Below are 9,914 nucleotides of genomic sequence, written 5' to 3' on the forward strand. Positions count from 1 at the left end.
AATCAATCTCGCTAGTCTGCCGCCAGGGTGGTGACGGCCAGGATTTCACCGTAATAGATGCGGTGGTAATCGTTCTGGAGATAGCCCTGGAGAATAGCCGCGTCCAGGAAATGGGTGGGGTCCAGGTCCTGCCAGTACATCTTGCGGCATTCCAGTGCGATGGAGGCCTCGGCGTAAATCGGGGCATCGCAGGCGGTGGCGGCAATGGGGGTCAGGCCGCTGGCGGCGATTTTATCGCCGTCCCTGCCGGAAGCGCTGCCCAGCAGGTTGAGGGCCTTGCGATATTCGGCCGGGAAGGCGCAAAGGGTGAAGGTGGGGTACTGCTCGAGGAACTGGAAGGTAAAGCGCTGCGGGCGCACGACGATCTGCGCGAAGGGTTTGTGCCACATGACGCCCAGGCTGCCCCAGGAGACGGTCATGGCGTTGAAGTTGCCAGCGTTGAAGTCGCCGGAAGTCAGCAGCAGCCATCCCGGCTCGAAGAGTCCGATGGGTTGAGAGGTCCATTGGTCTGGCGGAACGGATTGGCGGTTCATGGGGATGGCCTTTCGTTTTCAGGGATGGATAATTCAGGGAATTATACAATATGCGCGGCAAGTAAGAGCGAATCACCACAGAGACATTATGCCCGTAAGGGTACGGAGGACACGGAGAAGAGTTGTGGGAAGAGGAGAAGAGGGAATCACCACGGAGACATTATGCCCGTAAGGGTACGGAGGACACGGAGAAGAGAGTAGTGGAAAGTGGAGAAGAGAGAATGGTTTCGATTCAGACGTTTCGGTCAAAGATCTCAGCAATCAAAAATTAAGCAGATGCGTAGTGGAGGGTTCGGGTTGGAAACGGCCTGGATCCATCGCTCAACCAAACCCTCCACGGTGAACGCGAAGGATGTGGATGGTTGGACCAAGCCGTTGCCAAAAACGGGCGGAGTTATGACTGCGTAGTGGAGGGTTCGGGTTGGAAACGGCCTGGATCCATCGCTCAACCAAACCTTCCACGGTGAAAACGGGCGGAGTTTGGCAGATGCCCGATGGTGGAGTTTATTAATTCCCCACTCCGCCCTTACGTAAATAAAAGGCCACATATCCTGGATCGCGTCGGTCTGTGATCCCCGATCGGGTGCAGGCCGAGCGCGTCTTTCTTTTACGGTCTCCGACCGTCTTGATCCGAAATTGTGTTGGATGGCGATACGCAGGCTCACCCTTTTCTAGGGTCTGGCCTGCCATATCAACCAACCCATTGTCACGCTTCTGGCAAATAGCCCTTCAACTGCGCCGGAGTGAGCGGTTGGGCGGCGGCGATCAGGCGGCGGGCCGGGTCGAGCTGGCCCCAGGTATTCCACAGCAGCACGCCGCGCACCAGGCCGTCCTTGAGGTAGTAGATCACCCCCTGGCGGTAGGGATCGACCCAATCGGCGTAGGTGTCGAGGCGCGGATCGAGTTCGCCGACCGCTTCGTAGCCCAGGTCGAAAAGATCCGAGTAGAAGAACGATTGGTGGGTATAAGCCTGTTCGCTGCCGGCCATGGCCGCCCCGGCGGCCTGGCCCATGCTGAGGGCGTTGTCTTCGTGCTCGACACGCGTCCAGCGCTTGAGGACCGGATTGTAGAAGGAGGCCACATCCCCGGCGGCGTAAATGTTCGGCAAATTGGTGCGCAGGTGCTCGTCGACCTGGATACCGCCGCCGTTCTGCGAATCGGCGATGGTGACGCCGGCTGCTTCGGCCAGGGAGGTGTTGGGACGAATTCCGATGCCGGCGATGATGTGATCGACCATCACCTCCTGACCGTCCTTCGCCACCATGACAAAGCCGTCCTTGCGGCGGTCGATGGACTGGATTTCGAGCCCGGCCAGCACCTCCACGCCCTTCTGGCGGTAATACTCGTTGAGGTGGGTCGCCAGGTCGGTCGGGAAGAGGCGCGCGCCGATGCCCACCTCGGGGAAGACCATGACGACTTTTTCGCCGGTGAGGGTCAGCGCGGCGGTGATCTCGGAGCCAATGAAGCCGCCGCCGATGACGCCGAAGCGCTTACCCTGGCCTGTCCAACGCCGCAGGGTGTGATAGTCATCCAGCGTGCGGAAGTAAACCACCTCGTCTGGCGCGAAGGGCAGTTTGCGCGGCACGCCGCCGGTTGCCAGCAACAGCTTGTGATAGTGCAGGGTGTTTCCGCCGGCGGTCAGCACCTGGCTGCGGGCCGGGTCGAGCGCGGCCGCCCGGTCACTGAGCAAAAGAGTCAGCCCTTTATCCGGCAGCTTGCGCCAGACCTTGTCTTCGCTCTTGCCCAACCATAGCTTTTTGGAGAGATCGGGACGGTCGTAAGGCGGGTGCGGTTCGTCGCCGAGCAGGGCAATGCTGCCCCCGGCATCCAACTCGCGAATGCCCAGCGCAGCCGCGGCCGCGGTCATTCCGCCGCCGATGATGAGATAATCGAAAGAGTCCATTGCGACCTCCGTAGAAATAAAGACTGTTTCATTAAATATAATGTGAAATGATCAAAATTGTATTAATAAAAAGGATGAAGATGGAAAAGAGATGAGTTAAGAGTTATGCGGGATGAGTGACGCGGGATGAAGTTGTTGCATGTTCTGTAATTGTGCCTCAGAACCCATCACTCTTCACCCATAACTCAGTCCCTTGGGTGTAAAATCCGATTCACGTTTCACGAATCCCGAATCGCGTCCTTTCCCCACGAGGTATTTAATGATCCGGCAGGCAAATCTGAACGACTCTGCGGCGATGGCCCAGATTTACAACCCTTTTATCTTGGATACCTGTATTACTTTCGAAGTCGATCCGGTGGACGCGGCCGAGATGACGCGCCGCATGGGCGATGTGGCGGCGGCGAGTCTGCCCTGGCTGGTGGTGGAGCAGGATGGAAAGATGGCGGGTTACTGCTATGCCCATCCCTGGATGGAACGGGCCGCCTACCAGCACACCGTGGAAAGCACAATCTACCTGGCGCCGGAGTTTCAGCGCCGCGGATTGGGCCGGCAATTGTACCGCGCCCTGCTGGCCGAGCTGAAGAAGCGGCCAGTGCACGCGGTGATTTCGATTATCGCTTTGCCCAATCCAGCCAGCGTGGGCTTGCACGAGAGCCTGGGGTTCGAAAAGGTGGCTCATTTTCGCGAAGTGGGTCGCAAGTTCGAGGGCTGGATCGATGTGGGCTACTGGCAGTTGATGATGGAGGAATGGTCTTAAGCCAACAAGGTGATGTAGATCCCGAAACACACGAAACGCACGAAAAAAGAAAAATACCCTGAGTCAGCGGAGAGGACTGCCTGACTCAGGGATTGTGTAGAAACGAAGAGAGCGCGTGCCAAGGCGAACTCTTTTATGCGAAATGATGAAAAACCTCCTCCGGGATGTGAACTGGAGGAGGTTACGTTTACGAGAACAATTCTTTATTATATCTTCGTGCCGCACTCGGGGCAGAATTTGGCGCCCTTGACCGGCGCGCCGCAGTTGGGGCAGTTGGTCGGCGCGGCGGCCTCCATCTTGTTGCCGCAATTCGGACAGAATTTGGCGCCGCCGGTTTCGGTGCCACACTTGGGGCAGACGGTGGAGGGTGGCTGGACCATGGGCGTGCCGCATTCGGGGCAGAATTTGGTGCCGGGCGCGGCCAGGGTGCCATCCTTGGGGCAGCGCGCCAGGGCGCCCTCGCCGCGCGAGGCGGCGTCGGCGGCTTTGGCGACGTTGTCGAGCGCGCCGCCCAGCCCAAAGGCGGCCGCGAAACCCTTGATGGCCGCGCCGGCCTGCGCGCCGCGCGCTTCGGCGATCTCACCGGTGCGCGGCGAATCTTCCTGGCAGAAGCCGGATTGCGTGTCAAAGTCGGAAAGGCAGACGATGCGCTGGCAGGTGGGGCACTCGCGGAAATGAACCTGCACCTGCTGCCAGGCGGCGTCGATCTGGGCCGGAGTCATCTTATAGGAATAGCGCGGGTCCTCGCCCACCACGTTGTCGGCCACGCTGTTGCCCACCAGCGGCACCTTGCGCAGCAGGCCGCTGACCGCGCTGCGCCCCAGGTCCTGCTTGATGCTGCCGGCAATATCGGGCTGGGAGCGGAATTCACGCCCGCACACATCGCAGTAGAAGACGCCGTAGGGCCCGGCGCCGTCGTTGCGGATGTCGTAATTCGGCATGTGGCTAAAATTGGTCATGGAATACATCCTCCGGTGGATCGGTATTATTGAATTGTGGATTGCATTATTCTCATATTGAATGGAAACGGCGTCAAGTGAGAGAGGCGGAGGAGTTGGCGATTGAATTGAGGGTAAAATGCATTCAGCTTTCGAAAGGCCATCGAATATAATCACGAATCCTCAAAATTCACCAACCATCACCGCTTTAGCAGGAGCTTCGATGTCATCGACCCATTTCTATTCTTCCAAGGCTGAAAGCTATGCGCGCTACCGCTGGCACTACGCGCCTGCGGCGGTGGATGCATTGTGCGAGATCGCCGGACTGAACGCCGCCAGCCGCGTATCCGATATCGGCGCCGGCACCGGCATACTGACGCGCTGCCTGGCGGGCCGCGCCGGGTATGTGCTGGGGGTGGAGCCGGATTTACAGATGCTGCGCGCGGCGCAAATGCCAGCCGACCACGCCTGCGGCCTGGCGGCCGGCTGCGCCGAGGCGCTGCCGCTCGCGGACGGCTGGGCGGACGTCCTCACGGCAGCCCAGGCAGTGCACTGGTTCCAGCCGCTGCCGGCGCGCGCCGAGTTCACTCGCGTGCTGCGGCCGGGCGGCTGGCTGGCCCTGCTGCGCAACCGCAGCATCGACTCCGAACAGGATCAAGCGCTGGCCGGGCTGTCCAGGCCGGAATACGGTTACCGGGCCGTTTCAGCCAGCCAACCTGCGTTGAACGTGCCGTCGGAATTCTGGTTCGGCGCGAGAGCGGTGCAGCGCCATACATTCGCCTTTTCCTTCCGGCAATCCTGGGAGGGCTATCTGGGCGCACTGTGTTCCGCTTCCTATATGCCCGAGGAAGAGGATCCATTATTTCCACGTCTCGAGCAGGCGGCGTGGGCGGTCTTCGAACGTTTTGCGGTGGACGGGCAGGTCGAAGTGCGCGGCGAGACCGAACTGCTGATCGGACAACCTGCCTGACGCAGTGAAGGCCGGTTCTTAACGGCCCGGGTTAGCAAATATTAATATTTTCTTATACTTACCTATTGTAAGTTATTCGTCTTACTCGTATAATGTTTATAAGGTTAGTATAAGGAAAAAGATTATGGAAATTCCAATCAATGCCGAACCCTGCCCTGTGGAAGCCGTGGCCGGAATTATCGGCCGCAAGTGGGTGTCGCTGATCATTCGGGATCTGGCCAGCGGCCAAAAACGCTTCGGCGAGCTGCAGCACTCGATTGGGGTCAGCGCGCGGATTCTGTCGCTGCGCCTGCATGAATTGGAGGAAGATGGGCTGGTGCACCGTAAAGTGTTTCCCGAGATTCCGCCGCATACCGAATATACGCTGACCCCGCGCGGGTACCTTCTGGTGCCGGTCATCGATGCGATGCGCGCAGTGGGCGGGAATTTCATCACGGGCGTGGAAAAAATCTAGAACGACTCTGCCATCGAGCAGATAACGAAAAAGGCTGCTCTTTTTTGAGCAGCCTTTTTTAAATTCCGAGGTCTTCGAATCATCTCTGAGTCCAAAGGACAGCGTGCGAATGCCCGGTTGTTGGGCTGCTGTCGCCTACCACCTGCCCACGGTTATTAATGCTTTTTGCCATGCTGTAGGTATCGCCGAGCATACCCAGATCGACCATACCGCCTTTCTCAGTCCAAATGAATGCGTGGACCCATCCCGCAGGCGTTGTCTCGCTGTATCCGACGACCTGTCCTCGGTTATTTACATCCGAAGCATGACTCCGTAATCCACTTCCCAGCGTTCCGAGATCCTGTAATCCACTTTTCTGTGACCAGAGGAAAGCATGCCATTCGTAATAGCCTTCCGGAATTACACTAGAACCAGCGATCTGACCTTGATCATTGATTCCGTAGGCGATACTCTGGCCGCCAAAGGTTCCCAATCCGATCATGCCCGTCTTCTCACTCCAGTAGAAGGCTTGTTCGGTTGCCGGGGCTCCATTGTACCCTGAGACCTGGCCACTTTCGTTGATCCCATAGGCATAGCTGGTATAGAAAGGCTCACTAATCAAACCCAGGTCGAGAATTTCACCTTTTTTCTGCCACAAAATGGCATGTTGCCCATCCGTTGTGTAGCCATATCCAACAATAACGCTGGAGTTGTTGATGGCGCAAGCGTGACTCCAATCGCCAACGGATACGCCTATATCCACCATTCCTTCCTCTTCGGACCAGATAAAAGCGCGGTCAGGCCCTGCGGCCGTACTACTATATCCAACAACCTCTCCGAGGTTGTTAATCCCGTAGGCGTGACTGTTTTGCCCGCCCAACGTGCCCAGGTCGCGCATGCCACCCTTTTCCGTCCAAAGGAAAGCATGCTGGCTGCCATCCGGCAGATCGCTGAATCCTACGACTTGTCCTAGGTCGTTGACATCGGTTGCATAACTGGTCTCACCACCCAACGTACCCAAATCTTTAATCGTCCATTGAGGCAGCGGGGTAGCCGCGTAACTTGATCCGATCAGCAATATTGCAATCATCGCGATGATGAAGCTTGTTTTTTTCATTTCACCATTCTCCTTCCATCAGCTATAAAATCTGAGGCGTCGTCCGGTGAGGAAGCTTTGTCTCCTGCGCCCTGCAAACCAATCCTTCGAGATTGTAAACAAACATATTGATATCCCGCTCACATCCAAAAACTATAAAAAAACCTCAATCTCTCACGATCAGGAGATTGAGGTTTCGCCAGAAAGTAATGACGATCTACCAAGCTAGCTTGATGATTCCGCAGAGAGGGACGAACCACACCTCCTGCACAGCCATAGACATCATAGCACGTCTGTTGGGCTATTACAAATAAGTCTCTTCCAGTCCGGTGGGATGAAGTTGAAAAAAACACCGCGAAGGATCAAGGATCCCTTCGCGGCGTTGAAAATGCGTTCGCTCTTCAACAGCCAACGGCTAAAAGCGAAACGCTAAGGGCTAATCCCTACAGCTCGTACAGTGCGCCGTATTTATTCTTCAGATAGCGCATGTACGGCGCGATCTCGAGATCCTTGCCGGTGACGCGCCGGACGAGTTCGGTGGGGAAGAATTTGCGCCCCTGCGAATAAATCTTCTCGGTCAACCAGCCGCGCAGAACATCGAAGCGGCCGGCGGCGATCTCTTCCGGAATCTCGGGATGAATCTTCAGGGCGCTTTCCATGAACTGCGCGCTCATGATATTTCCGAGCGTGTAGCCCTGGAAGCCGCCGCCGACGAATCCGCCGAACCAGTGCACGTCCTGCATGCAGCCCATGCGGTCGTCGGGCGGGGTGATGCCCAGGTCGGAGCGGTAGCGTTCATTCCAGGCCTCGGGCAGGTCGCGCAGCGCCAGTTTGCCCTCCAGCATGGCCAGTTCGAGGTCGAAGCGGATCATGATGTGCAGGTTGTAGGTGACTTCGTCCGATTCGGTGCGCACCAGGGAGGGTTCGACCTTGTTGATGGCCCGGTAGAAGGTTTCCAGCGAGACGGTGTCGAATTTTCCCGGGAAGTTGGCCTTCAGTTCGGGATAGAAGTGCATCCAGAAGGGCAGGCTGCGCCCGACGATATTCTCCCAGGTGCGGGACTGACTCTCGTGCACGCCGGAGGAAGCGCCGCGGGCCAGGGGCAGACCCTCGAGCGCGGGGTTGACGCCCTGTTCATAGAGGGCATGGCCGCTTTCGTGGATGACGGAGAAAAGCGATTCGCCCAGGTCATTTTCGTTGATGCGGGTGGTGATGCGCACATCGCCGATGGAGAAACGCGTGGTGAAGGGGTGCGGCGAAAGATCCATGCGGCCGCGGTTGAAGTCATAACCGATGGCCGCGGCGGCGCGCTTGCCCAGGGCCAACTGCTGATCGGCCGGGAAGTGCTGCTTGAGGCAGGCATCGTCGGCGAGGGGTTGGGAGGTGATGGCCTTGACGATGGGCACCAGTTCGGCGCGCAGTTCGGCGAACAGACGCTGCAATTCGGCGGCCTTCATGCCCGGATCTGAGTCTTCGATGAGCGGATCGGCGACGTGCTCGACGTTGGGATAATAACTGGCGAGCTCGCGCGACAGCTCGAGGTTCTTTTCCAACTCGGGCATGACCTTGGCGTAATTGTTCTCGGGGCGCGCCTCGGTCCACACCTGGTAGGTGCGCGCGATCTGTTCGTACGCCCGGCCGACGAATTCGGGCGGGACGTGGATCATCTTATCGAAATCGTATTTGGCCATGCGGATCAGGCAGGCGTCGTCCGAATCGGCGGGCAGCGTTTCGGCGTAAGGCAGCAGGTCGCCGATCAACTTGCCGAGGGCGGGATCGATGGACTTTTCGGTGGCGATGCGGGCCAGCACGGATTGCTGATATCCGTTGGCCTCGGCGCCGCCGGGCGGCATGATGGTGAGCTGATCCCAGTTGAGCAGGGCGGCGGCATTTTGCAGCGCGGAGATTTCGCGCAGGCGAGATTTGAGTTCGTCGAGTTGAGGGTTCAAGTGCGGGCTCCTGTGGAAGGTGAAGAGTGAGGTGTGAAGAGTGATGCGTTGAAATTGCTGATTTCGGATTGCAGATTGAAGGGGAACCAATAATGGTTTTTATTGATTTGCCTGCCAAATGCTTATCGCTAATCGCTGGTTGCCAATCGCTAACCGCTAACCGCTAACCGCTAATTGCTAACCGCTAACGCCTATCCACCCATAATCCCAATTGTCCTTCACTTTCGGCAGCCAGCCACAGGCGGCCGCCGGAATCGAAGGCGGCGGCAATGACGCTAAGCCCCTCCAGGGGGGTGAAGCTGCCGTCTTCGGCCAGGGGACCGATCGAATCGGGGGTCAGCAGCCAGGCCTGGCCGGTGGCATCGAAGAGCAGACGCTGTTGGGGCGGTTCCTGCGAAAGGCCGGTGGCCTGAAGGTTGCCGTTTTCGTCCAGATGGAAGCGCGTTACCTGCTGGCCGCAGCCGGAAGCGGTGCACAACTCAACCAGCGGCCAGGGATTGCCGTCGCGGTCGAGGGGCAGTTCCAGAAAATTCGTGTAATACGTGCGATCCGGCGGCAGGGGCAGGGCCAGCGGTCCACTCCAGGTTTGGGCAGCGGTGTCGAAATGCCACAGGGTGCCGCCGTAGAGCCCGACCCACACTGAGCCGTCCGGCGCGGCCGTCAGCGCGGTGATGCAGGCGGGCAAAGCCGGCAGTCCGGCATCCATCCAGCGGTCGTTTTGAAGGCGGCGCAGCCCGCCCTGGCCGGTCGGCTCACCGCCTGCGCGGTCGCACGATCCGACCCAGGTTGAATCGGGGCCCAGGGCCAGCACCAGGTCGGTGCTGACGCCGGCTTTCCAGGGCAGAGTGATGCCCATTTCATACGGCGTGAAAACGCGCCAGCGCTGACCGTCGAAGCGGCGCACGTCCGCAGCGGTGACCAGCCAGACATTTCCGCTGGCATCGGATCGAAATTCGAGCGGCGCCTGCGTGACGGTCGCTGGCGTCCAGCCCAGGCCTTCGGCATAATCGGTCCAGTCCTCGCCGTCCCAGGCGGAGACGTAGCTGCCGTTCTCAGCAAGCTCCCAGGCGCGGCTGCCGGAATCGACGCCCAGCGGCGGCCGGCTGAAGCGAACGCGGGCGGCATCGCCGGTGGCCGGGTCGAGCAAAACGGCGTCGTTGGGCCCCGACAGCCAGAAACGACCCTTTCCGTCCGAGGTGAGCGTGGTCAACAGGCCGGGGATGAGCTGTGAATCGAAACCACGCACCAGTTTGAAGGGGCCGGTGGAAGGCGGCAGGGGCGTGCGGCTGGGAGCGAGCGTGAAGGTGGGCGCCGGCGCGACAGTGGAAGTGGGGG

General features: G+C 59.0%; 8 protein-coding genes and 1 pseudogene. 3 read left to right on the forward strand and 6 right to left on the reverse strand.

The features are described 5' to 3' along the window. Positions 1 to 11 precede the first annotated feature (11 nt). Both LARV_RS19745 and LARV_RS19750 read right to left on the reverse strand, forming a co-directional pair. Complete coding sequence (locus tag LARV_RS19745) at positions 12 to 533, reverse strand: flavin reductase family protein (protein WP_075075521.1); 522 nt, start codon at positions 531 to 533, stop codon at positions 12 to 14. Positions 534 to 1,239: 706 nt separating this feature from the next. After that, positions 1,240 to 2,436 (reverse strand): NAD(P)/FAD-dependent oxidoreductase, encoded by a 1,197-nt coding sequence (locus LARV_RS19750; RefSeq protein ID WP_075075522.1) that lies wholly within the window; start codon positions 2,434 to 2,436, stop codon positions 1,240 to 1,242. 259 nt (positions 2,437 to 2,695) lie between these two features. Between LARV_RS19750 and LARV_RS19755 the strand changes: the two genes are divergently transcribed. Then, positions 2,696 to 3,193 carry an arsinothricin resistance N-acetyltransferase ArsN1 family B gene (locus LARV_RS19755; RefSeq protein ID WP_075075523.1) on the forward strand — a complete coding sequence of 166 codons (498 nt, stop codon included), beginning with the start codon at positions 2,696 to 2,698 and terminating at the stop codon, positions 3,191 to 3,193. 206 nt (positions 3,194 to 3,399) lie between these two features. On the opposite strand, the gene LARV_RS19760 is transcribed toward LARV_RS19755, so the two are convergent. Further along, positions 3,400 to 4,152 carry a zinc ribbon domain-containing protein gene (locus tag LARV_RS19760; protein WP_075075524.1) on the reverse strand — a complete coding sequence of 251 codons (753 nt, stop codon included), beginning with the start codon at positions 4,150 to 4,152 and terminating at the stop codon, positions 3,400 to 3,402. A 202-nt stretch (positions 4,153 to 4,354) separates the two neighbouring features. On the opposite strand from LARV_RS19760, the gene LARV_RS19765 reads away from it, so the two are divergent. Both LARV_RS19765 and LARV_RS19770 read left to right on the forward strand, forming a co-directional pair. Then, on the forward strand, positions 4,355 to 5,101 hold the full coding sequence (locus LARV_RS19765) for a class I SAM-dependent methyltransferase (RefSeq protein ID WP_075075525.1): 747 nt from the start codon (positions 4,355 to 4,357) through the stop codon (positions 5,099 to 5,101). Between the two features lie 124 nt (positions 5,102 to 5,225). Further along, positions 5,226 to 5,555, forward strand: coding sequence for a winged helix-turn-helix transcriptional regulator (locus LARV_RS19770; protein WP_075075526.1), 330 nt, complete (start codon positions 5,226 to 5,228; stop codon positions 5,553 to 5,555). Between the two features lie 79 nt (positions 5,556 to 5,634). Here the strand turns inward: LARV_RS19770 and LARV_RS19775 are convergent, their stop codons facing one another. The 3 genes and pseudogenes from LARV_RS19775 to LARV_RS20510 all read right to left on the reverse strand — a co-directional run. Further along, positions 5,635 to 6,651, reverse strand: a complete 1,017-nt coding sequence (locus LARV_RS19775) for a DUF3466 family protein (protein WP_083522796.1) — start codon at positions 6,649 to 6,651, stop codon at positions 5,635 to 5,637. A gap of 422 nt (positions 6,652 to 7,073) precedes the next feature. Next, a complete protein-coding gene (locus LARV_RS19780) occupies positions 7,074 to 8,579 on the reverse strand; it encodes a carboxypeptidase M32 (RefSeq protein WP_075075527.1) in 1,506 nt (501 codons plus the stop codon). 184 nt (positions 8,580 to 8,763) lie between these two features. Beyond that, positions 8,764 to 9,914: pseudogene (locus LARV_RS20510) on the reverse strand (hypothetical protein); the annotation flags it as partial.

This window comes from Longilinea arvoryzae (assembly GCF_001050235.1).
In the GTDB taxonomy this organism is placed as follows: domain Bacteria; phylum Chloroflexota; class Anaerolineae; order Anaerolineales; family Anaerolineaceae; genus Longilinea; species Longilinea arvoryzae.